At 42.8% G+C, this 24041-nt stretch carries 21 protein-coding genes and 2 pseudogenes; 18 read left to right on the forward strand and 5 right to left on the reverse strand.

Going from position 1 to position 24041, the window contains the following annotated elements:
• From RMY63_RS20710 to RMY63_RS20725, 4 genes are all read left to right on the forward strand, one after another.
• Positions 1 to 1845 carry a hypothetical protein gene (locus tag RMY63_RS20710; protein ID WP_322730510.1) on the forward strand — a complete coding sequence of 615 codons (1845 nt, stop codon included), beginning with the start codon at positions 1 to 3 and terminating at the stop codon, positions 1843 to 1845.
• A 73-nt stretch (positions 1846 to 1918) separates the two neighbouring features.
• Positions 1919 to 3010 (forward strand): hypothetical protein, encoded by a 1092-nt coding sequence (locus RMY63_RS20715; RefSeq protein ID WP_322730511.1) that lies wholly within the window; start codon positions 1919 to 1921, stop codon positions 3008 to 3010.
• A gap of 42 nt (positions 3011 to 3052) precedes the next feature.
• Positions 3053 to 4705, forward strand: coding sequence for a hypothetical protein (locus RMY63_RS20720; RefSeq protein WP_322730512.1), 1653 nt, complete (start codon positions 3053 to 3055; stop codon positions 4703 to 4705).
• Positions 4706 to 4917: 212 nt separating this feature from the next.
• Entirely contained in the window at positions 4918 to 5694 is a 777-nt protein-coding gene (locus tag RMY63_RS20725; RefSeq protein ID WP_322730513.1) for an amidohydrolase family protein, read from the forward strand.
• 328 nt (positions 5695 to 6022) lie between these two features.
• On the opposite strand, the gene RMY63_RS20730 is transcribed toward RMY63_RS20725, so the two are convergent.
• Entirely contained in the window at positions 6023 to 6253 is a 231-nt protein-coding gene (locus RMY63_RS20730) for a hypothetical protein (RefSeq protein ID WP_322730514.1), read from the reverse strand.
• On the opposite strand from RMY63_RS20730, the gene RMY63_RS20735 reads away from it, so the two are divergent.
• From RMY63_RS20735 to RMY63_RS20770, 8 genes and pseudogenes are all read left to right on the forward strand, one after another.
• Positions 6238 to 6843: an AraC family transcriptional regulator gene (locus RMY63_RS20735; protein WP_322730515.1), complete on the forward strand. Its 606-nt coding sequence runs from the start codon at positions 6238 to 6240 to the stop codon at positions 6841 to 6843. The genes RMY63_RS20730 and RMY63_RS20735 overlap by 16 nt on opposite strands.
• Before the next feature lie 80 nt (positions 6844 to 6923).
• The gene (locus RMY63_RS20740; protein ID WP_322730516.1) at positions 6924 to 7325 is read left to right on the forward strand and encodes a VOC family protein; all 402 of its coding nucleotides are present in this window, start codon (positions 6924 to 6926) and stop codon (positions 7323 to 7325) included.
• Positions 7322 to 7708 carry a DUF6463 family protein gene (locus RMY63_RS20745; RefSeq protein WP_322730517.1) on the forward strand — a complete coding sequence of 129 codons (387 nt, stop codon included), beginning with the start codon at positions 7322 to 7324 and terminating at the stop codon, positions 7706 to 7708. Before RMY63_RS20740 ends, RMY63_RS20745 begins: the two co-directional genes overlap by 4 nt.
• 108 nt (positions 7709 to 7816) lie before the next feature.
• The gene (locus tag RMY63_RS20750) at positions 7817 to 8035 is read left to right on the forward strand and encodes a hypothetical protein (protein ID WP_322730518.1); all 219 of its coding nucleotides are present in this window, start codon (positions 7817 to 7819) and stop codon (positions 8033 to 8035) included.
• A gap of 315 nt (positions 8036 to 8350) precedes the next feature.
• Positions 8351 to 8866 carry a GNAT family N-acetyltransferase gene (locus RMY63_RS20755; RefSeq protein WP_322730519.1) on the forward strand — a complete coding sequence of 172 codons (516 nt, stop codon included), beginning with the start codon at positions 8351 to 8353 and terminating at the stop codon, positions 8864 to 8866.
• Between the two features lie 144 nt (positions 8867 to 9010).
• Positions 9011 to 9583, forward strand: a complete 573-nt coding sequence (locus RMY63_RS20760) for a dihydrofolate reductase family protein (RefSeq protein WP_322730520.1) — start codon at positions 9011 to 9013, stop codon at positions 9581 to 9583.
• A 103-nt stretch (positions 9584 to 9686) separates the two neighbouring features.
• On the forward strand, positions 9687 to 12305 hold the full coding sequence (ppsA, locus tag RMY63_RS20765; RefSeq protein WP_322730521.1) for a phosphoenolpyruvate synthase: 2619 nt from the start codon (positions 9687 to 9689) through the stop codon (positions 12303 to 12305).
• Positions 12306 to 12635: 330 nt separating this feature from the next.
• Positions 12636 to 13115 (forward strand): annotated as a pseudogene (locus RMY63_RS20770) (XisI protein).
• A gap of 31 nt (positions 13116 to 13146) precedes the next feature.
• Here RMY63_RS20770 and RMY63_RS20775 read toward each other — a convergent pair.
• Complete coding sequence (locus RMY63_RS20775) at positions 13147 to 14580, reverse strand: DHA2 family efflux MFS transporter permease subunit (RefSeq protein WP_322730522.1); 1434 nt, start codon at positions 14578 to 14580, stop codon at positions 13147 to 13149.
• A gap of 102 nt (positions 14581 to 14682) precedes the next feature.
• Between RMY63_RS20775 and RMY63_RS20780 the strand changes: the two genes are divergently transcribed.
• The 4 genes and pseudogenes from RMY63_RS20780 to RMY63_RS20795 form a co-directional block, all read left to right on the forward strand.
• Complete coding sequence (locus RMY63_RS20780) at positions 14683 to 14982, forward strand: hypothetical protein (RefSeq protein ID WP_322730523.1); 300 nt, start codon at positions 14683 to 14685, stop codon at positions 14980 to 14982.
• 582 nt (positions 14983 to 15564) lie between these two features.
• Positions 15565 to 16593: an Npun_R2821/Npun_R2822 family protein gene (locus RMY63_RS20785; RefSeq protein WP_322730524.1), complete on the forward strand. Its 1029-nt coding sequence runs from the start codon at positions 15565 to 15567 to the stop codon at positions 16591 to 16593.
• Positions 16594 to 16658: 65 nt separating this feature from the next.
• Entirely contained in the window at positions 16659 to 17606 is a 948-nt protein-coding gene (locus RMY63_RS20790; RefSeq protein WP_322730525.1) for a glycosyltransferase family 2 protein, read from the forward strand.
• 208 nt (positions 17607 to 17814) lie between these two features.
• Positions 17815 to 18003 (forward strand): annotated as a pseudogene (locus RMY63_RS20795) (apolipoprotein N-acyltransferase); the annotation flags it as partial.
• A gap of 209 nt (positions 18004 to 18212) precedes the next feature.
• On the opposite strand, the gene egtC reads toward RMY63_RS20795, so the two are convergent.
• The 3 genes from egtC to RMY63_RS20810 form a co-directional block, all read right to left on the reverse strand.
• Complete coding sequence (egtC, locus tag RMY63_RS20800) at positions 18213 to 19010, reverse strand: ergothioneine biosynthesis protein EgtC (RefSeq protein ID WP_322730526.1); 798 nt, start codon at positions 19008 to 19010, stop codon at positions 18213 to 18215.
• An 816-nt stretch (positions 19011 to 19826) separates the two neighbouring features.
• Positions 19827 to 20543 (reverse strand): chromosome partitioning protein ParB, encoded by a 717-nt coding sequence (locus RMY63_RS20805; protein ID WP_322730527.1) that lies wholly within the window; start codon positions 20541 to 20543, stop codon positions 19827 to 19829.
• Positions 20543 to 21922 (reverse strand): AAA family ATPase, encoded by a 1380-nt coding sequence (locus tag RMY63_RS20810; protein WP_322730528.1) that lies wholly within the window; start codon positions 21920 to 21922, stop codon positions 20543 to 20545. The genes RMY63_RS20805 and RMY63_RS20810 overlap by 1 nt, the downstream gene beginning before the upstream one ends.
• Before the next feature lie 258 nt (positions 21923 to 22180).
• On the opposite strand from RMY63_RS20810, the gene RMY63_RS20815 reads away from it, so the two are divergent.
• Both RMY63_RS20815 and RMY63_RS20820 read left to right on the forward strand, forming a co-directional pair.
• Positions 22181 to 22549 (forward strand): zinc ribbon domain-containing protein, encoded by a 369-nt coding sequence (locus RMY63_RS20815; protein WP_322730529.1) that lies wholly within the window; start codon positions 22181 to 22183, stop codon positions 22547 to 22549.
• 300 nt (positions 22550 to 22849) lie between these two features.
• The gene (locus tag RMY63_RS20820; protein WP_322730530.1) at positions 22850 to 24013 is read left to right on the forward strand and encodes a hypothetical protein; all 1164 of its coding nucleotides are present in this window, start codon (positions 22850 to 22852) and stop codon (positions 24011 to 24013) included.
• Positions 24014 to 24041 lie beyond the last annotated feature (28 nt).

The raw sequence follows: 24041 nt of genomic DNA on the forward strand, positions 1-24041 counted from the left end.
ATGAACACCTATCGGATGCGTGGACAGCTTCGAGCGATCCAAGAGAATGAACTGAGAACAGAAATTTTCACTCTCAGAGGTCGGATCAAGGAACTGGAAACCCGCATTAAATCTAAGCAGAACCCAGATGTGCGGAATAAATTAGAAACTGAGCTAAGAGTACTGCAAGGACAAATTCGACAAGCTCAAGCAGACATAATCGTTGCAGGCTTTCGGATTGAAGCTTGGGATAATGACGATCGCTTTGACGATCGCATTAATTCTGCCAAAACGGACTCCGCAGGCATCTTTGAAATGCAGTTCACGGAAGCAGATTTTCTGGATCTCGATTGGACACCGGATTTGTTCTTCAAAGTGTTTCAGAGTCGGGAGTTGCTTGGCACTTCTGAACCCCGTAATGATGTTACACTCCCGACTGATGTCAATCAGCCTGTGTTCCTTGAACCTTTTGTAATTCTCAATGAAGATGAGAGCGTTAGCGGCTACAGAATTGAAAATGTCAGACTAGAACTGCTTGAGACTGAAGAGAGCCAAGAGCGCCCCAGGCAGGCGTTTCAAGAAAGCCCAATCACGGTTTACGATATCCTGCCAACGGCAAATCAAATTGTTAATACCTGTTCGTCTTCTCCTTCACCGATTCCAGCAGATGGTCGAGGCTGTTCGCTAGAGCAGATTATTAATGGTGCTTTATCTGAAGTGCTAGGGCGTAACCTGAAAGACGATCCCAAAGCATTTGTAAATAGTCTGAATCAAACTTTTATGCCTAAACAGATAGATGGGCGGACTGAATACGAATGGACGCCTCGTGCTTATGTGGGCGTGCAGAATGATTTGGGGGGAACAGTCAGTGGTGCCCAAGCCAGTCTCTATCATCGTGCCAAAGCAGCACTCAATGATGCACTGCCGCTATTGAATAAAATTTATCCTTTAAATCCAGCCGCCGATCAACAAAATGCAGAAGCGATGCGAGGGATTATCCGAACTGAAATGTTTGAGCTAGTGAATGAAATGGGAACAACGGGCGGCCCTCGAATTCAGCGGGTTGATAATTTGTTCCAAATTTTGCTAGGTAGTGCCGAAGAAGATGCACCTTCCGAACACATTGCGGGACAACTTAAAACAATGGCTGATGTTTTCGGACTCAGACCTGAACACGTTAACACCGTAGAAGAAGAGCAAAACTACGGCAATTTCTTGATCATTCGCGATTATCTCGTTGCCTTACGCGGTAGTTGGATTGATTATGTGCAAGATGCAGAAGGCGGAGCGTTTGTTGGCCCACAACTGATCTTGCTCTCCCGCGGATTGTCGGTTGTGTCTGAATCTGTTCAAGAAGTCTACCGGATTATGGAATTGGTCTTCTTAGGCCCTGCCGAGAGACAAGCGGTGATTATCGACTTTTTGAAAGTCAAGCCTCCAATTGTATTGCCCGCAGATGTTGCATTTCCGCTTCCAGATGGTACAGGCTTCCTGAAACGAGATTTAGCAAAATTAGTCCCACCGCTATCTGTAGAAGACTTGCTGAATTGGGCATGGCGGTTTGGTGCAGAAGAAGGGCCAGCACTGGCGAAAGCAGGTGGTAAACTTGGCATTGCAGAGGCGATCGCAGGCACGGCTGAACGCTTGATGATCTTAGTCCAAGCTGCGTCATTTGTTCCAGTTGCCAACAATGGATTCCGACGAGAAGGGGTATTGCGCGCCCTCAGAGATTTGGCGTTGCAGCTTAATCAAGTCAGAGAACTCGCAAAGCAAATCATTCCACCTTCTACCAGCTATGAGCCTGATGCGCTGGATCGATTACCCCCTAGCAATTCTCCCACCATCCCAATGCGAAGAACAATCTAATCCAGACCGTTCGACCCGCATTCTCAATCATTAACCACTCTGTTGCCTACTCAGTCGGATTAGGAGATTTATCATGTCAACGACAGGAGAAAATCAAAGTTTACAAGATCGCATGGCGGCGTTGCGAGAAAAGCTCGCCGATCAACTCGGGCCGCAACTGATTCAAAACCCTCAGCTTGCAGAAGCTCTGAGCGACGAGCTTGAGGACATGCTTGCTCAGGTAGAAGCCGCAGACCTGAAAACGCCACTGCCTCCTGATGGGGGGTTAGCAGAATTAATTGGTATCGGCAAAGATGCAGCAGCGAAGGTCGATAGCACTCGCCTGCCAGACAAAGTAGAGGATTATGATGAACAAGTTGCTTCCGAGCGGATTCTAGCAGTTGCTGACCTTTACTATCTCTATCAACATGAGCGCATGGGTGTGTTTCGCGTCATGCGGAAACTTCAGGAGTTGTTTCAGGCGGGTGCAGTCCGGCTTTCCACAGGGGACGGTGCTTATGGGTTATATCGCTTTGATCGCCGGAGTGTATTACGTTACACGCAGAAAGAGCGTTTACAGGCATACCGTCGCGTCTTTGGCTATACCACAATCCCACCAGCGCCCAGTGCCCAACCAAATAACAAATTTCATGGGTTGTTTGTTCAGTTTGTTAACAATGTTGCCGAACTGTGGCGGGACAAACGAATTTCAGATGTGATCCGCGAGCGCGCCTTCGATCCGAGTTTCGGCAGCATTGCCACCGTGAGACGAGCCGGACTAGACCTGCGCTATAACTTGAAATGGGCATCTTACGGTCATGTGAATGTGATGCGAGTTGAAGCCTTACAGCTTTTGGATGAAGCGTTTAGAATTCTGGGTTCAGAAGATATCAAACGACTGTTTGGGGCGGATAATGCCTGGGATGTTATAGAAGAAGTGATGATTCGCTACTTCACTCAACATATTGATGCCTCTCAGCGGCATCGGATGGCAGTGAATGGACGTGAGATCATTCGTTGGTTAGCTCAGAAGCACGTCCTCAATACCTCACGGGCTGAGTTTGAAGCCTTGCTGCGAGAGGTTGCTGAGGTTGCGGAAGAATGGCTCACGAGTGCCGAAAGCATTGGAATTGGTTTCCAGGGGCACACGCAACGGGTGATTTCAGTTAAACCCAAGGTCGAATAATTTGATGAGTAACCGCTGCGTTTCATTGAAGGGATAGCTAATATGTTTGCTACAACAACTCCAAAGTCTGCTCCTGTCGTTTGGCAAGGAGAGACACGGGATGGTTACACCTTGCGATTGACTCGTTCTGGACTGGCAAAGATAGCGTCAAATCTGCAACAAACGGGATTACACCATCTAGTTCAGAACAATCTGAATGGAAGCCGTGAAGCTGCTGTTGTTCGAGCGATCGCTCAAGTCGTCACCAATGCGACTCGTTCAAGCGCTAATCAGAATACTCAAGTTTTCACAGCGATCGGCAAGACCAGAAAGTATAAGATTGTGACTCAACCCATTGATCGCCAGCAAAGTGCAATTATGTTTGTGCGATCGCTTCCCATTCAAGAATTCGAGTACGAATACGAGGATGAGTATGAATATGAGAACGAGTACGAAGATGAACACTTTTTGGGAAGTTTAGGTCGAGCTGTATCTGCTGCTAGAAAAATTGCTCCTGCCGCTAAAAAAGCGGCATCGGCAGTTCGCAAGGCAGCACCCGCCGCCAGAAAAGCCGCATCGACACTCCGTAGAGCAGCACCCGCCGCCAGAAAAGCCGCATCGACACTCCGTAGGGCAGCACCCGCCGCTAAAAAAGCGGCATCGACAGTCCGCAAGGCAGCACCCGCCGTCAGAAAAGCTGCATCGACACTCCGTAGAGCAGCACCCGCCGCCAGAAGAGCCGCATCGACAGTCCGCAAGGCAGCACCTGCCGTCAGAAGAGCCGCATCGACAGTCCGCAAGGCATCACCCGCCGTCAGAAAAGCCGCATCGACACTCCGTAGGGCAGCACCTGCCGCCAGAAGAGCTGCATTGGCAGCCCGCAGGGCGGCTCCTGCCGCCAGAAGAGCCGCATCGACACTCCGCAAGGCAGCACCCGCCGCCAGAAGAGCCGCATTGGCAGCCCGCAGGGCGGCACCCGCCGCTAGAAGAGCCGCATCGACACTCCGTAGGGCAGCACCAGCATTACGGCGAGCGGCTTTGAAACTAGGTCGTGCACGTCCCATAGGAATGCCTCCTCGTCCACGCCCAATCGGAATGGCTCCTCGTCCAACTGCACCTGCACCATCCGTGCAGCGACCCCAACAACTCAAACAGCGCTTGAGTAGCAGCCTTAGTCGCCTTCATGATCGCAGTACTAAGTCTGAGGTTCGTACACGTGGCAGCATACCGAGCAAAGTAGCCCAGCAGAGTCAGCCATCCTTACCAAGGACGAAATTTCATCAGCAGTGCACACCGGAGGATAGGGATCTGTGCGCTTTCTATGCGTTACGCCATTTCCACCCTGAATTCAGCAAGAGGAAGAATTTTATTAAGCAGGGAACCAAATTTTATCAAGGACTAGGACTAGGAATAAATGAAGAAGATGCCAAAAATATGGTTCTGGATGGAGGAAACCCTCCACAACTCGTTAACCAACTCCTACGAAATGTGCGTGGTATACAACAGCTAAATCAAGAGCAAATTTTAAACAGCAACAACATCAAAAGGGTCATTCTTCCTTTGAGCAATAAGCCGCACTTTATTACGATCTTAAAGGACAGAGATGGGAGGTGGTGGAATTACGACAGTTTACTATCACAGCCTCAGCAGATTCATGATTTACAAAGATTTTTACAAGATAATCCCGTCCATGACAATAATTACTTTGCCCGCTAATTGAAAACTTGCTGCAAGAGGTGCTCGGCACGATGAATCAATCTATGAAAATTGCGATCGCTCTCGATTCGCCCTACTTGAACCATTTGGAACTGTCGCCTGCTTTAATTGTGATTGAAAAGTTGCGGTGAGAGCGGGCGATCACACTTGCTAAAGAACGGTTGACTGATGAATTTCTCTAGAGCGATCGCCTTCCTAATGGAGTAGAAAACATGCTCATCGACTGCCACTGCCATGCTGGAAAAGGTGACTTACTCACAGGCCCTTGGGACACCGACGCACCTGTTGAACTTTACTTAAAACGGGCACGCGCCGCAGGAATTGATAAAACCGTTATCTTTTCTCCCTTTCACAGTAACTATGAGCAGGCAAACGCCAACACCGCTCGAATTGTGGCGAGGTATCCCGATCGCTTCATTGGTTTTGCTTTCATTCATCCTCGGCGCGATCGCGGGTACATTCACGCAATGATTGAAAAGGCAGTCAACCAGTGGGGATTTTGTGGTATCAAAGTTCACGGACATGAAGCCCCTGCTACCCGTGAAGTGTGTGAAGTTGCCCGTCGCTTTCGGCTTCCCCTCCTCTATGATGTGGCTGGCAAAACAGATATCATTGAACTGCTAGCCCCACAATACCCCGATGTAAACTTTATTCTGCCTCACCTTGGCAGTTTTGCAGATGACTGGCGCGCTCATGTGCGAGTCATCGACCAAATCGCTCGATTTCCTAATGTTTACACCGATACATCAGGTGTTCGGCGGTTTGATTATATAGTGCAAGCTGTTAAGCGTGGTGGCGTCCACAAAGTTCTTTTTGGTTCAGATGGCCCCTGGTTACATCCTGGTCTAGAGTTACATAAGATTCGCTTGCTCGGCTTATCTCGTCAACAGGAAGCATTAATACTGGGTAAAAATCTGCTCCGACTGCTTCAGGGCGCACAAATACCATTAAGATCAAGGATAGGTGCAGAAAATACAGTACCGCTGTGATTGCAGCTAGGGTTTGACCAAGCCCCTTCTCTTCAGGTGTAGGGGTGTTAACAACTACGAATTACGAACTTGTATTGAGCGACTTGCCCTGAGCGGAGTCGTACCCTTCGGGAAGCAAGCTACGCGTAGCGTCTCGAAGACAAGGGAGCCGAAATATTATCAATTACGAATTATTTTGACAATCATTCGGAAAGCGATCGCCTATCGTTGTAGTCTAGCCAGTAAACATATATTTGCAGTGTATCGTCAAAAATTAGGATTACGGACACATTAGTACGTCTCGCTCCTATTGATAGAAGAAAGCGCCCATTAAACAGTTTTATATTTTTCAATAAAGATGTCGAGCAACTATCAACTGAGCGCAGTCTAGCAAAAAATACCACTGGTTGGACTTTCCCACGCGCAAAACATATTTTTCTAGCAGCTTGCCGCGATCGCGAAACAGCCAAAGAATATAACGGGGGTGGGCAACATCGGGGAGCATTTTCTTATTTTTTACTCGATCGCCAGAGTCGAGTTCAACACGGTAGCACCAATGGCACAATGCTTTGCGGCACACATTCTGAAAATTTTATTGCCCAAGTCGATCGCAAAATATCTGTGATGGGTGTACATTTTAGACCCGGCGGAGGGACTGCATTCTTTAGACTACCTGCTGGTGAACTCCATAATGAAAATATTTCATTGGATGAACTGTGGCAAGGTCATGCCGCCCAATTGCGCGAACGCTTGTTAAAAACGTCCTTGAAAAACCGATTTTCTGTATTAGAACGGTTTTTGATGCAGATGCTGCTTAAGCCTGCTCCCCATCCTGCTGTCGATTTTGCAGTGCAGCAGTTTCAGCGATCCACGCTGCCAACCGTTCGATCTGTAACCGATCAAATCGGATTTAGTACCCGCCATTTCAACCAACTCTTTCGGGATCAAGTCGGGTTAACGCCAAAGCTGTTTTGTCGCATTCAGCGGTTTCAGCAAGTCCTGAATCTGCTGGCTCTTAAAAACCAAGTTAACTGGATGGATATTGTTTTTACCTGTGGCTATTTCGACCAAGCACACTTGATTCACGAGTTTCGGGCATTCGCGGATTGCACACCAACGGAATATTCACGACGAGGCTTCCATCCCTGCCATGTGGAGTTGCCCCATTGAGGTCATTTTTTTACAATTCTTGGGTCTAGGGAGTATGTCATGCTGACATAAACTACCCAAGTAGAGTTACCGAAATAGAAATGCAAATTACAGCTTCAGCGCTTTCACTCAACGTTGATGATGTGATGGCATCAGCAATGTTCATCAAGCAACATTTTGGCTTCTATGAAGAAATGTCAGCCGAGGGCTTTATCTGTCTCTCCAGACCAGATGCTGGTTTCAATCTAATCTTTCTTCAAACTGGACTGGCAAGCTTCAAACCTATCCACATGCAAGGACATCGAGCGGACGGTCTGCTGATTGTCTTTGTGGTCGATGACATCGATCGAGAATACACGCGAATCCAAACAGAAGGTGTACCGATTACAACTGCGATCGAGACTGAGCCTTGGGGAGAGAGATTCTTTCAGGTGACAGATCCGAATGGTGTCGTCATTCAACTCGTCCAGTGGGTTACTGAAAACACAGGAGAACCAAAATGAACAAAATCAACGGTCTTGCTCTGATTATGATTGGATTATTGCACAGTGCGATCGCATTAGGAATACCAGGAGCACTGGGATTTAGTGGAATTTGGCAGGAAATAATTAGTCTTGGTGTGGTTGATGCTGCCAAATCGAATCAGCTTCGTATCTGGGGATACTACTGGTTGCTTGTGCCAGGATTCTTGATGATTCTTTATGGTTTTCTGTGCCATTGGATTGAAAATCAGTTGAATCTACCATTACCAGCATTTGTAGGTTGGGGACTATTAATAGTTTCCTGTTTTTGCATTCTACTGGATATTGATACGGGGTTCTGGCTGGTGTTGCTCGTTGCAGTGAATGCGATCATAACGTCACGACATGCAAAAGTGGAAGGATAGCTTCAGTAGTGCCCAGTTATGAGTGCTGAGTGCTGAGTATAACCCCATAGTTAATTTGTTTTGTCCATCTAGCTTGTGCCTACTTGTAACGGTTAAGAGTATTGATGTATGAGTTATTCTGTTTACCGAATCAATCTTCCAGAAAGCCCAGAAGCAGTCGTTTTTGTCAATGGTTTTGTGGCTCGCGATCTCCCTGGCTTTTTCTGGATGTGGAAACAGCTTTTGTGGATCAAGAACGTCACCGCTAAAGCTAAAGGTTGTATGCAAGTCAAAGCAGGCATCTGTGGTCTTAATGAAGTTATCATGGTGAGTTATTGGGTTTGCTGAAAACAGCCTGAAAGAATTCTTCCGGGGTGAACCTCATCGACAGATGATGCAGTTTATTGCCAAAAATCCTCAGAGCCTGTGTCTTTACAACGAGACATACAGCCCCTTACATAGTGGTAAATACATCAATGAACCGCAAGGTATGGCAACCATTTATGCGCGATTGTAAGCGGACGAGGCTTGTGTAGTAGACTTCTTGCATAAATCCAAAATAAGAACCCCACCCCACCTTTGACTTACGTCATAGTCTCCCCTCCCCGCAGGCGGGGAGGGGCTGGGGGTGGGGTTTAGCGGACTTTTGCAAGAGGTCTAGTGATGATTAATCTACGCCCTGCCACCCCTGCTGACTTGAAGTTGCTGCAACACTGGGAGCAGCAACCTCATGTCATTGCCGCAGATCCTAACGATGATTGGAACTGGGAGGTAGAACTGAGTCGCAATCCTGACTGGAGAGAGCAATTGATTGCTGAAATCGAAGGTCGTCCTATTGGTTTTATCCAGATCATAGATCCGGCACGAGAGGAAAGTCACTATTGGGGCGATGTTGCACCGGATCTTCGTGCCATTGATATCTGGATTGGGGAACAAACAGATTTGGGCAAAGGCTACGGCACAAGAATGATGCAGCTTGCCCTAGCTCGATGTTTTGCCGAGCCGCGTGTGACGACTGTCCTCATCGATCCACTTGCCAGCAATACTCGCGCTCACCGCTTCTATGAACGTCTTGGCTTCCAATTTGTTGAACCACGAAGGTTTGGCGACGATGACTGTTTTGTTTATTGCTTGAACCGAGCAGATTGGCATCCTGCAACCGCGATCGCACCGCAGTAGCGGCAGCTAGTGAGCGATCACCGCACAACAACGCCCATGCACACCGACCGCCGAGAGTTGATCGGTTATGATGCAAAGGTGATCTGCGGTGGGTGATGGACACCGTTAGGCGCTTGAAGTCATATTTAGGAGTTGCATACAAAAATGAAAACTCAGTACTTCACAGCGACAAGTCTTGATGGCTTCATTGCTACTGAGAATGACTCACTAGATTGGCTGTTTCCGCTTGGTGACCTGAATGACTCCAGCTATCCAGAGTTCATTTTAGATGTGGGTGCGTTGGCAATGGGATCAGCAACTTACGAGTGGATGGTACGCAACGCAAAAAAGGTTGCCACTGAGACTGGCTTTGTGTGGCCATACACTCAGCCAGCCTGGATATTCTCTAGTCGCAAGCTGACAATAATCGAAGGTGCGAACATCCGATTCGTCAATGGAGATGTGCACCACGCCCACGCCCAAATGCGAGCTGCTGCTAGTACCAAAAACATCTGGATAGTTGGAGGCGGAGATCTGGCTGGTCAGTTCTACGATGCTGGTTTACTGGATGAGCTTATTATCCAGGTTGGCTCGGCCACCCTTGGCAAGGGTAAGCCGCTATTCCCTCGCAGAGTGTTAAGCCCAGTTCTGCGCCTAGTGTCTGTTCATCAGATGGGTGCTGGCATGGCTGAGTTGCGCTATGAAGTACACAAAGGCGGTGTGAGTGGAGCCGCCTAACAATTGCAATGCAGCGGACTGTTGAAGATCCTGGTTGTGATGCAGAGGCTGTTTGCCGCCGCTGATTGCAACCGTAGTATGAATTGCCAAAGGAGGGAAACTGATGAGTTCATTTGTGCTTTGTCTTCAAGATGTTGATAAAACAAAACTCACGGTTGTTGGGGGTAAAGGCGCGAACCTGGGGGAACTTTCCAAGATTGAAGGAATACACGTACCAGATGGCTTTTGTATTTCTACTGAAGCCTTTAAAAGAATCATTGGGAAAACGTCGTCGATTAACAAATTACTCGATCAGTTATCGCTTTTAAAGGTGGAAGACCGGCATAAAATCGGTGAACTTAGCGGTGAAATTCGCAGGGTCATTGAAGGGATAGCCATCCCTGAAGACATTAATCAAGAGATCGCCCGCCTTCTCTCCAGGTTGGGAGAAAAAAATGCCTATGCAGTACGATCGAGCGCAACAGCGGAGGATTTACCGACAGCCTCCTTTGCAGGCCAGCAGGATACATATTTGAACATTATCGCAAAGGAGACAATCTATCAGCACATCAGCAAGTGCTGGGCATCGCTATTTACTGAGAGGGCAGTAATTTACCGCCTGCAAAACGGCTTCGACCACCGTCAAGTCCACCTGTCTGTGGTTGTTCAGAAGATGATCTTCCCGCAGGTGGCAGGAATTTTGTTTACTGCCGATCCCGTCACTTCTAATCGGAAGGTGTTATCCATTGATGCCAGCTTCGGTCTTGGTGAGGCCTTGGTTTCCGGTCTGGTGAATGCTGATATCTATAAAGTGCGGAACGGCAAGGTTATCGATAAGAAGATATCCACCAAGAAGCTGGCTATTTATGCCTTAAAAGATGGCGGTACGAAATCACAGGAGATTGAGCCTGAGCGGCAGAATAGGCAAGCGCTGACGGATGAGCAGATTTTGGAACTTGAGCGCATAGGTAGGAAGATCGAAGAACATTTCGGCCACCCCCAGGACATCGAATGGTGTTTGGTTGATGACACATTTTATATTGTCCAGAGTCGGCCAATCACTACTTTATACCCGATCCCTGAAGCAAATGATCGGGAAAATCACGTTTATCTATCTGTTGGTCATCAACAAATGATGACCGACCCCATGAAACCATTGGGATTGTCTTTATTCCAGTTAACAGCTGCTCGACCCATGTATAAAGCTGGTGGCAGGTTGTTTGTTGATGTCACACAACAACTGGCTTCGCCTGTCAGCAGAGAAATATTATTAAATGTCATAGGACAACACGATCCGCTCATAAAAGACGCGCTCATGACCACAATAGAGCGGGGAGATTTCATAAAATCGTTACCAAATGATAAAAAAGAACAAAGTCCCAGTAACAGGAATAATAGTGTGCCACCTGCGGATTCTCAAGCGCAAATCGAAAACGATCCGACAATCGTTTCTGATTTGATTAAGAGTAATCAAACGTCGATAGAAGAGTTAAAACAAACTATCCGAACGAAATCGGGAGCGGATCTGATTGATTTCATTCTGGAAGATATCCAGCAATTGAAGAAGATTTTATTTGACCCACAAAGTTCGCGTGTGTTTATGACTGCTATGAATGCTTCATCATGGATCAATGAAAAAATGAACGAGTGGTTAGGTGAAAAAAACGTAGCAGACACGCTTTCTCAATCTGTACCAAACAATATTACTTCGTCCATGGGTCTGGCGCTGTTGGATGTCGCAGATGTGATTCGCCCTTATCCGGAAGTAATTGAGTATTTACAACATATAAAAGAGAATAACTTTTTGGATGAACTGGTTAAGTTTGATGGTGGACAGAAAGCCCAGGACGCTATCTATGCTTATCTCAACAAATACGGAATGCGATGTGTCGGAGAAATCGATATTACGAGAACTCGTTGGAGCGAAAAACCAGCTACACTTGTCCCCATGATTCTCAGCAACATCAAGAACTTTGAGCCTAATACCAGCAAACAGAGATTTGAGCAAGGGCTACAGTCGGCTTTGAAAAAAGAACAAGAGTTATTAGAACGATTGAAGCAATTACCGGATGGTGAACAAAAGGCCAAAGAAACAAAACAAATGATCGGTCATTACCGGAATTTCATCGGTTATCGTGAATATCCAAAATACGGCATGATTAATCGCTACTTCGTTTATAAGCAGGCTTTACTGAAAGAAGCCGAACAACTCGTACAAGCCAACGTTATTCATGAAAAAGAAGATATATACTATCTCACTTTTGAAGAATTTCGCGAAGTCGTACGCACAAATAAACTGGATTACCAGATCATCAGTAAACGAAAAGACGAGTACAAATTATATGAAAAACTAACTCCCCCACGTGTGATCGCGTCTGATGGTGAAATCATTGCAGGTCGGTACAAACGAGAAAATCTCCCAGCCGAAGCTATTATAGGTCTACCTGTTTCTTCCGGAGTTATAGAGGGACGAGCACGTGTCATCTTAAACATGGAAGATGCTGATCTAGAAGATGGAGATATATTAGTCACCTCCTTTACTGACCCTAGTTGGACACCATTGTTTATATCCATAAAAGGCTTAGTCACCGAAGTTGGTGGACTGATGACCCATGGAGCAGTTATCGCACGTGAATATGGCTTACCAGCAGTTGTCGGAGTGGATAATGCTATCAAACTGATCAATGACGGACAGAGAATTCGGGTTAATGGAACGGAAGGCTATGTAGAAATCCTATATTAAAACGAAAATTACAAAATTGGATTTTAAATATTGAGGATTAATCTTTCTGTTAACGTAGTAGCTTAACAATTCATTCAAGCCGACGCCGTTTATCGGCGCGGCTTAATTCAAGCGTTATCCAGACGATCGCCTGATCTAAAAATCTTTTCCTGAAGCGAGTAGGTATTTGTAACAGGACTTACGCAACTGGCACAAGCGATCGCATTTTGTATCTTGCCATTCCTCAGCGAACTTACACTGAAATTTTTTCTGAACCCATAAGCAAGATTTTATTGAAAAAAATCGTCTGCGTCTATTAATATTTGACCAAAAACAAGAGGTAATTGTGCAATGGATACCTTAGAAAAATATCAAAAAAATATCGAAGACATTTTGACTGAATATGTCAAAATTCCCTATGCCTATGGTCAATTAGAAACAAAACTCATCATTGACCGCACAGCTACTAATTACATAGTGATGACTTTGGGATGGCAAGGGGAAGAACGGGTTTATGGTTGTATTATTCATATTGAAATTATAGCAGTCGAAGCATAGGTTAGGACTATGTTGGTTGCTGAAACCTTTGATAATACTGAGTTTCTACTCAGCACGGGCTAAACGCCCCGCTACCGCTAACAGCACAGGCTAAACGCCCCGCTTCCGCTAACAGCACTTTGCTATATTGATAGTAAAATCTGGATTCAGCGTGATGGGACTGAATATGGCATTGCCAATGAACTTGTAGCTGCAGGAATTCCCAAAGATAAAATTGTTTTAGCTTTTCATCCAGAGGATGTTAGACAATATACAGAATTTGCGGTGGCGTGATTTTCAAAAATCAGTACATCTCTAAAACCAGCTAACCTGCCCCCAGCCTCTTACCAATCCTCAAAACGGATGCAATAGCTGCCCCACATAGTATTAGGGCTGCAAAACGAAAAGTTCCTTGAAACCCTGCAACGATCGCATCAGGAGGGGCAACAGAGACATCTGCACCCGCAGACATACTAGCGATTAAGGCTCCAAATACTGCCCCAATTAGAGAAACTCCTACGGTGTTTCCTGATGTACGTGACAAAGACAAAAGCCCAGAAGCAATCCCTAGACGCTCTCTCGGTACCGATCCCATAACAGTGCTGTTGTTGGGCGATTGGAATAAACCCAGACCAATGCCGTAAATAAAATAGCGCGATACATAGCCTAACTCAGTAATTTGAGCATCAAAGGTGCTAATCCCCAGACAGCCGCCAATCATCAACCCCAGCCCAATTGAACTGATTAGTCGAGCGCCAAAGCGGTCTGAAAGTATTCCAGCTAGGGGGGCAATTAACCCACTAAGTACAGCTGGTACGGCTAGTAACAGCCCGACTTTTACTGTCGGATAATGCTTGACCCTCTCTAGAAAGAAAGGGACGATGAGTAGTGAACCGCCAATAACAATGAATGCTAGCCAGCCACTTAGCAAACCCATACTCAACTGAAGATTGCGAAACAGCTTTAGCTCTAGTAGTGGCTGCTTTAGAATCGCTTCAACTGCCAAAAAAGTAGTGAAACTCACGGCGGCGATCGCTAATAATATTAATGCATTAGTACTGCTAAAGCCCTGGCTTTGCCCTAGCGTCATACCTAAACCAAAACTACCCAGAGTCAATAAAGCCAATATGGCTCCCAAAAAGTCAAATTTCTGTTTGCCCTCAATACGTGCAGAAGGTGGCACTACGCGAGCTATTAAGAAACTAGCGATAATCCCCAAGGGTACATTGATGAAAAATATACTATGCCAGCCTGACCAGCTTAAGAGCAACCCGCCAGCGGAAGGGCCAAAAGCAATTCCTAGTGACACTACACTACCGATGACGCCAACAGCCCGACCTCGTTCGGAAGAGGGAAAAACTTCTGTGATAATTGCTAAACTCAGCCCAGAAATGAACACGGCACCTAGTCCTTGAAGTGCCCGAAAGGCGATCAACCACTCGATAGTAGGTGCAAAACCACACAACAGCGAACTGAAAGTGAACAGAATAAGTCCCCCCTGATATAAGGACTTCTTACCCCACATATCCCCCAAGCGCGTTGCTCCCAAAACTAAACCGGAACTGACCAACTGGTAACTTAATACAGCCCATTGGGTGATCGGAAAACTAGTGTTAAAGGCTTGCACCAATGTGGGCAAAGCAACATTAATGATGCCCACATCCAGGGTAGACATGAACACCCCAAGTCCGACACCGAGTAAGACCCAATTTTTTTGAGAGCTTGATAAAGCCAGAGGTTCTGCTTGGAATTGTGCCAACGTTTAGCCTCCACCTTTGACTTTACGGTTGTAAATAGTTTGCATACGTATATTCATTGTAGGGTGTTATAGCAGTCGAAGCATAGGTTAGGACTATGTTGGTTGCTGAAACCTTTGATAATACTGAGTTTCTACTCAGCACGGGCTAAACGCCCCGCTTCCGCTAACAGCACTTTGCTATATCCTCGCTACCAAGTTCAGGAAACTAAGTTGGCGATTTTGTGGAGTGCGATCGCAGCAGGTGCTTGGTCGATCGGAAATGCTCTGGATGATTTGAAAAATTCAGGTTTACGTCAGGTATCTACTTTTGAATCGGCAAGATTGGCTTTTCCAGTTATCATATATTTGGTAAAGTACTTAAGTACTCTTAACTCTCCACTCCTTCGGCTATATCAACGATAGTGTTCAATAAAGTACGGTAGCTTGATGGAGTTACTGTATTTAAGACTAGTTAGCAAAGTATCATAGACAACTCTTAGAAGCAAGCTCTAGGGACAATGAAAAATCGGGAATGGGATATGTCAATTATAAAAGTCACATCTGCAACTGCAAATAAGTACCTTTTTGTATAAGCAATGACCGAAACAATTCGCAATTCGCAGTTCGCAATTCGCAATTGCGGACGTAATTGAAAATTAATTCATTCGGGTTTCAAGCCCCTGATTTTAATCATGGAGAAACAAAAACGCGCAGCATCTATATTTCAAGCCCCCACATTCATGCGTGGGGTGTTATTAATTGCAAATTGCGAATTTGAAATGACAAAGGACAATTACTCAAAAATTTGAGAATAATAGGTCAAAAAATAGCGATCGTATTATTCGCGTTAGACCAATTCTGTATAAAGATGTGTAGAAATAACCTCACTAACTGCGGCACTTTCCGCGAGTTCGGGAAGGTTGGGAGGGGTCGAAATGATGTGCATGCAACTTCACAGAGAATTGGTTTTACTCAGTAAATCAAAAATCAAAGTAATTTATTACAATGGATAATTTTGGAATTTACACACTTGCTAATGACGTGGTATTTGACCAACTAGTAGCTTTGCTAAACAGCATTGAGGTGAATGTTAGTCCAGATATTCCTATTTGTATTATTCCCTATGATGACCGCTTAAAACGAGTTAAGCAGGAAATACATTCTCGACCGAATGTCACCCTGTTTGACAATAAAAGCTCGATCAAAAAATGGGAGGATTTTGCTATTCAAGTTTGGAACGCTTATCCAAGAAATAACCGAAAAAATAAAAATTCTATCGAATGGAACAAAAAAAATAATTTAATCAGAAAAATGTCTGCTTTTGACGGTGAGTTTGAAAAATTTGTATTTTATGATGCTGATAGTTTGGCAATGAATAAGCTGGATAAGGTTTTAGAAAAACTAGATCAATACGACTTTGTATTTGATGACTGGGAACACACAAAACAAACTTCAGTTGCAGCTTTCGACTTACCAAAGTTAGAAGAAAAAATGTCTTTGCCTGAATCTGAAATTAGACGAGAAATCCACTGTTCTAGTTTTTTTGGTTCAAAAAAGGGTATTTTAGGGGTTGAAGAATTAAAAATACTCAAAAAGCGATTGATAGAAGATAAGGAAGTCGAATTGATTAACGAAATCGCTTGGTGGTGTGACGCAGATTTATTTAGTTACATGACTTTTAGAATTGCGCGACCACTATTTAACTTTACACTCAGTCCCAATGGTGAAGATAGAACTGGTAACTGTGCTAATGCAAATCCATTTGTGAACATTGATAATATTCTTTACAACCAACAGGGATTAAAACCAATTCATCGCCTTCACTATATGGGCTATTCTCCTATTGGATTTGCCCGCTTGTGTAAAGGTGAAGATGTTGATATTCGTTACAAAAATGAATTTTTACACTATCGCTTTCTGAAGCAACCAGAGCAAAAACCGAAGCAATTAAAGCCACCCACCATAGCGACTAAAAGCAATCGATTTATCAAAAAACTTTGGAATAAAATTAATCAAACTATTTCCTACACTTAGTTTTTGCCCAGCCTTGCTCATTATGCGTTTAGTTAGTGAGCAATGTCTACTCTCATCTTGCCAAAATGCCTAAAGTTAGTATTTCCATTCCCACTTTTAATCGAGTTAATTTACTGCCTTTCGCAATTGACAGTGTACTCAATCAGTCTGAGCAAGACTTTGAGCTAATTATTTGTGATGACGGTTCTAGCGATGGTACACCTGAGTTGATGTCACAGTACACAGACAACCGGATTAAATATATCCGTCATCAGCAAAATATTGGTAAAAGTAATAATATGCGCTCTGGCTTTGATGGTGCTAGCGGTGAATATTTTATTAAATTTGATGATGACGACCGACTAACACCCGATTTTCTTGCAAGTACCGCAGCTATTCTTACTCATGACTCTAGCATTGATTTTGTTGGTACAGACCATTGGATAATTGATATTAACAATGTCCGGGATGAGGTAAAAACTCAAGAAAATTCTCATCGCTGGGGTAGGAAGAATTTACCTGCAGGTGTGGTAAATAATTTGTTGGAAGTCGTATTTATTCGGCAAAGCTTTCAAGTGGGGGCGACATTATTTCGCCGTAAAACTTTGCAAGAATTAGGATATATGCAGCCAAATCTCCAAAATTGTGAGGATAATGATTTATTTGTACGTCTGGCTTTGGCAGGGAAAAAGGGCTATTACTTACCAGAATTATTGATGGAATATCGCTCCCATGCAGAGCAGCAAGGTATTAATCGAGCCATTCCTTATTTATTTGATAAAATCCAGTATTTAGAAAGTTATAAGTTTGAGTCTGATAAATTAGAGAAAGTCAGAAAAAATCGTTTAACTGAAACGCAATTATTATTAGGTTTGCGTTTGATTGAAAAGGGTGAAACGCAAAAAGGCAGAGAGTTAGTTTTAGCGGGACAGTCTTTTTCGACTGCTAAAGCTTGGACTGGTTTAGGTTTATCGTTGTTACCAGTTGGGTTGCGAGGTAAGGCGTTTAATATACTTCGACAGATGCAGGGTTAGAAATTGACATACAGCATATTTCATCTAAGTTAAGTACACATGTAGCGGGCAAGATGCCCGCACCACAAGAATTTTATTATTGATATTTGTACCTCATTTACCCGCAAGCTGCTGTATTGTACAACTTACTTTTCACATAATCTAGAAAAGCTATGTAGTTGGCTTAAGGAACGAAACCCAACGTTGAGCGTTAATTGTTGGGTTTTACTTCGTTCAACCCAACCTACAATTATCTGGATATAATACTTACGAAACTCATGCTGAAACAATTTATCGACGACAAACGCAGACTTTATATGTGCATTGTGGTGATTGGTTGACACCGTTGTTATTGATATCCTCTGGAGCAGCTTGGCTGCTAATTCAACTTAGCCATACAAAGAAAATCAGCGATTAGTAATTAACTTTTTTCCCTGATCTCAAGATACTACCCAATACTGTTTGGTTAAGCCTAAAAAATAACTTCAATGTAGGTTAGGTTGAACGGCAGTGAAACCCAACATGAACATGGATCAAATGTTGGGTTCCCCTGTGGGATCTTCCTACATTCCTCAACCCAACCTACAAATATTATAACTGTTTAACCGAACCTAATATAAACCCCAATTAAGCAAATTTATCCAACAGACTAATTGTTGGCTGTAATGAATGAGCTTGAAAAAATAATATATTTTGCTCACCAAAAGCAGTCCAATTTTGGTTAGATAAACGCTCAGAGGCAACAATAATTTCGTCTGGGTACTTGAGTGCATTACAAGACCAATAAAGAGTAGGAGCTTGTATGCGATAAGCGTAGCGAATTGCTGCAATTTCTTGACCATCGGTGACAATTATATTAGCACTAAAGCTGGTGTCATATTTTGATGCCAACTCAGTCAATTTTTGAACCGTGGCACGTAAGGCTGATAACAGAGTGTTGTCTGGAGACGACTGCCACATTTCCACTAACAAGGCGAAGATATGTTCAGAGTCAGTCATGCCTTTAATCAGGCCGTATGTGGAATCAGAGAGGCTTTCACGGATTGGTCTATAGAGAGTCTGTTGAAAATTTGAGATTTCGCCATTATGTACAAACAAAAGTTTTCCACTGCGAAATGGCTGACAGTTGCTAATGTCGAGTGATTCACCTATCCCAGCTAATCGCGCATAGCCGACAGTACAAGTAGATTGTACATAGTTGCTCAACTCTTCCAGATTCGGATCGTTCCACATCGGAATCGTATTTCGGTAAATAAAGGGTTTACCCGCTTCGTCATACCAGCCTATACCCACCCCGTCTGCACAAACTGCTCCTGATTTTAATTCCAAAGGACTGTAACTTTGTTTGTAGAGCGAATGCTCTTGTTTATACAGCAACTCATCTAATCGGATGGGGTTACCAAGGTAGCCAATTAATCTACACATAAAAAAACGATGTTGCTGAAAGAGTAACGAACGAAATTCAGTCGCAAGGCCCGATATAAATCGAACTTTTTAACTGTGCAATTACTGCGAATCTTTATTAAATTTAACAATTATTCTTTATCTTGTGTACGCTTGAACTATGACTAAAGTCATGGTTTTGTTTGCAAATTTGAGAATAACTTTTTGTAAAAAAATAGATTAAATAAATTTAGATATAACTAAAGGAAGTAAAAAATATTGCTATTTTATGCATATTATTTATGACAGAATAATTTATTAATACCCCATTTACTCAACGTCAGTTCGACGAATCGCACCCCTGACTTGAACTAAAGTTCAAACTTGTCCCTCTCGCCCGTCGGCTACGGTATACACATAAGTCTCTTGATCTGCTTTGGCTCTGATTGCGCCCAGTTAAGAGCTTCAGTCTCCGAAATTCCGAGTTCGGTCACTGTGGGCAGGTTGGGATTTACTACTACCCTTGTAGGAGAGGACTTTCACCTCTATCCCAGGTTTAGTTATGAGGTTTTCAAGGTTCTGTTCCTTGGCGTTTTCACCCTAAGTTATGTATTGGCTTAGGAACGAGTCATACATGCGTTTGCCCTGGGGTTAGGGGGGATCTAAAAGTGCCTAAAATCACAATAAAATACTTTTCAAACAACCTCTAAGGAACAAAACCCAACATTGAGCGTTAATTATTGGTTTTCACTTCGTTCAACCCAATCTACAATTATCTTGGTGGTTCATGGCTTACACAAAGACGCACAGAAGAGCTATGCAAGTTTCTACACCGCGAATAACTTATTTAAATAACTACTAACTTCTTGACCACTCATCAATAATAGTCAAAATTGTTTTATCACCCAAGTTTTTCACAGATTTTACTACATCGCGGTAATCTTCAAATTGTTGCTTTGATTTCTTACTTCGAGCATCAAATATGCCCTTTGCAAGTTTTTCCGCACCAGGAATCCTAGAGCGTTGCAACTTTATAGATAACTCGTTTTTATCTAAAGTATTCAATAAACTAAGTGGATTACTCTGTTTGCTCTTTTGGGGAATCAGATTTTCAAGTTGCTTGAACTGACTATCTATTCTCTGTCTTTCTTGTAAAAATTCTGACTTAAACTCATTAAATTGCTTCTCAAGACGTAATTCTAAATTTGCTAGACGTGGTTCTAACTTTGTTGTTTCAGGCTGTGGTATTACTGGTCTAGTAGAAGAATCAATTTCTTTAAGAGATACAACTTGCTTTACTACTAAATCCTCTAATTTTGGGGTAATGACACAAGCATTAATCATTTCACCTTGTCGAGGATTTTTTTCTCTTGCCCTAACAGCAGCATAATATTCAAAATGTCCATCAACTACCGTATAGTTCTCTACTCCTGTCACTTTCACAACTAATGGTCTAACAATTCCTCCAGTTTCTATAATTATATCTGCAAGATTTTCTAAATCAGCTTCTGCAAAATTTGAACGAGGTTCATTAGAAGCAATACTTTTGACATCTACCAAAGAAAAATTAATCATTAATAAACCCCCATTTTTCTGACAACTTCATCTGCTAATACATTAAATTCTTCAGCAGAAATTTGAGCCGAAGTTTTTAACTCGGCAAATTTCATAATAGACTTAGGGTCAGGATATTCTAAATCTCCAACTGGAATAGTCTGATTCATACATTCTGATAACGCTGTTCTATCATAAATTACAGCTTCCATAAGTGGCAGTTGATAGCGCTCTAAAATTACTTCTCTCTGTTTTGGAAAATTGTATTGTAAAAATTTAGCATTTGTTGAGATTTTAGAAGCAAGAACGCCCATTATACTAATAGGCGGTTTACCCATCATTTCTCTAGATTCATTAATTTGATTAAGAAAATTTTTGACCGTTGGTAAACCTTGATTAGCAAATGGTTTCAAATCGGATGGAATTATCAGGTAATCACTAGCAATCAGTGCAACTTCAGCATACAAATCTCTAGAGGGAGGAGTATCAATAATCACAATATCATAGTTATTTTCTACCCTTTTTAGTTTTGTTACTAACCTGCTCCTACTAGCTAATATTTTATTCAGTTTATCCTGATGTTCAATTAATGTAATATGTGAAGGAATAACATCAATTTCTGGATTGTTGAAATAATCAGATGTACGCACTACTTCTGGAATAAAGTTAAAATCTCCTGATTCTAATAAATGGTATACGTTTCGCTCTCTTAAATTATCATCTTCCTCAAATTGAAATTTGATTAATCCTGTAGCAAAAGTAGTATTTGCCTGGGAATCTATATCAATTAACAGTACCCTTTTACCTTTTTTACTGAATGCTGCTGCAAGATTGACTGCAACAGTAGTCTTACCAACGCCACCTTTGTTGTGGTAGATTGCAATCGTTTTCATTGAATGTTGCCTCTTTATTTTAAAATTTAAATTTTGTTGAGTTATTTGGACTTCTGGCTTATCTACTAACTGTCCTTCTTTAAGGCTCTCTCTAGCAATTAAACTTTTAATTTTATCTAACTGTATCTCAACTTCTTTACCAGTACATTGAAATACTAATTGAATATCATATTGTAATTTTTGATAAATTCTAATCTCTTTGCCATTAGTCAACAATCCATACCTGACATTCAAGCTGGTTAAATAATGCCTGAGTCGGAGGACATGATGATTTAAATTTTGTTTGGGATGCTTTGCCTCCATGACAACACTCAGCGGTGAGTTGGCATCTAAGACGAAGGGAATCACTTGTGCAGCAAATGCCAAAAAATCTAAGCGGATGCTACCAACGGCAACTTCTTGATGCCAGGTGTCAGGAGTATAACCTAGCTGTGGTAGCAAATATTGCACTATGAGTTTGCTTTCAACTTCGCTTTCGTTACGGCACAGCTCAGGATTAAAAGGCAATATTTTTCTACCTCTAAATAATTATTGGACTTGGGAAAAAACCTGATATTTGCTAGATTATGGCATAGCCTTAATTATTTTGAGTGATATAAATCACTTAAAAAATATAAAATACCATCAGAAAATTAGTATTTCTGCTGATAAAGTAACCAATTTTGAAAGCTAGCCATATTTAAAATTAACAGGCTACGTATGTATTTCCCCATTATCCATGTAAATGGCTAGAATCAAAGTGTTTACCTATTTGCGCTAAAGGTTTTGGCTACTGTATCTTGTCCCCACTGCCATCAACTTGTTGATAGTCAAGCTATTAGTTGTCCCTATTGCCGGACGACACTTAAAGCTTACGGTCATCCCGGTATTCCATTGCACCGCGCTGCTGGGGATGGGTATCTGTGCGACACCTGCACCTATCACGCTGATGATACTTGCAATTTTCCTCAACGTCCCTACGCCAAAGACTGTACCCTCTACCAAAATATTGAACAGACAAAGTTAGAGTTGGAACAGCAGCGTTACACTAACAGTTTTGCAGTAACTGTGAAAAGTTGGGTAAAACGCAATCAGGCTTTGCTGTTGCTATTAAGTTTATTATTGGTATGTTTGTTCTTCAGTCTAGTAACTTAGATGAGTTTAAAACAATTCCCTGTTATCTGGGGGATTAGTCATCAGTAACAAGATTGTGCGGCAATAAATAAAACTTAATCTTGCTTTTTTAGAAATTTTGGCGATCTTTGGGGATCTATTTTGGATTCGTCCATGTTATTTTGAGATATTAGAACAGACCCTACCTAAAAATAGGAGGGTCTGTTCTGCAAAAAACAAAGTTCCACTCTAAGTAGGCGAGTGATGTAAAGTTTGGCGACCTACCACACTTGCTCTACTCAGAGGGGGAGTCTAAAAACTTACCCTTAAGGAGGTGAGCTTATGTCTAGACTTATGTCATTAAGTCTAGAAGAGTCTGTCTTGCAAAGTCAATGGACTGCCCTAACTGAATTACATCGTCAAAAGCTTGAAAGAGCGCCTAAAATCATTGAGCTAGCAAAACTGACAAACCAAAAACTGGAGATTTTGGAGTGTTTGGCAATCAAAGGCGAGAGCAGTGCCAGAGCAATTGCCGAAATAATACATCGCTCTAGGTCAACTGTCACAAAGGAATTGAGAGAGCTTTCCAGTCTCAAATACGCAAATTACAGAGAAGTTAGTGCAGGATTAGGAGCAGTAAAACCAAGGCGTTTGTACGATTTTGCACATGATTTTTCATCCGATACAATTAATGCTGCCATAGAGTACAAAAGGACAAAAAGTTTTAAGCTTCCTAATTCTGTTGCAGAAAATTTACTGGAATCGGTTTTGTCAGATACTAATCTAAATAACGATGTTACAGAAGAGAGAGATTTATTTTTCTTTCATTTGAGACATTTAGCTTTAGAGTTGTCACCCACTGTTCAATCTATTTTGAAGTTGATTCCAGATGTTGGAATCAGGTCAGCCGAGATTGCTCATATACTTGGCTTCGATAATACGACAGTCAATAAGCACCTGAAATATCTTGTAGAGTCAGGCTGGCTTTGCAGGCAAGTATCCAATACCAAAACCCAAGGTAGAAGTGGTTACGCTTATTTCCCTGTTGCTGGAATTAATGCTGAATTAATTCAATTTTTATTAGAAGACAGTGACCAAACTTCAAACGGCGCATTAATTCACTCACAAAATGGGCATTACGATTATGACAATGTATCTCAACTTGGCTCTTCAAATACTGGTGCTATTCCTGCCGATATCAAGTTAACATCTCCAGGTAAACTGATGTCAGAAAATCATTTTAAGGACAACTTAGACGATAGCAATGCAAACATTTTTATGAAATCCGAAGCAACTCAGCAAAAAGCTACCGCTCCATCAGCATCTTCAGAAAATAATCTATTAATGCCTGGAGAAATCATGTCGAAGATTAAGGAATTGTTGGTACTTCGCCGCGAAGTCAGCAGAATAGAGCGCAAAGTCAGCATTATACATAAAGAATTGCGCGATCTTGGCGGCAAAGATGCTGAAGAACTAATAGCTGAACTGGAATCAGAAAAAATTTAGCTAAAGCGGTAAGGTATTAGTATTAGCG

The organism is Nostoc sp. ChiQUE01b (genome assembly GCF_034531255.1).
Lineage (GTDB): Bacteria > Cyanobacteriota > Cyanobacteriia > Cyanobacteriales > Nostocaceae > Nostoc.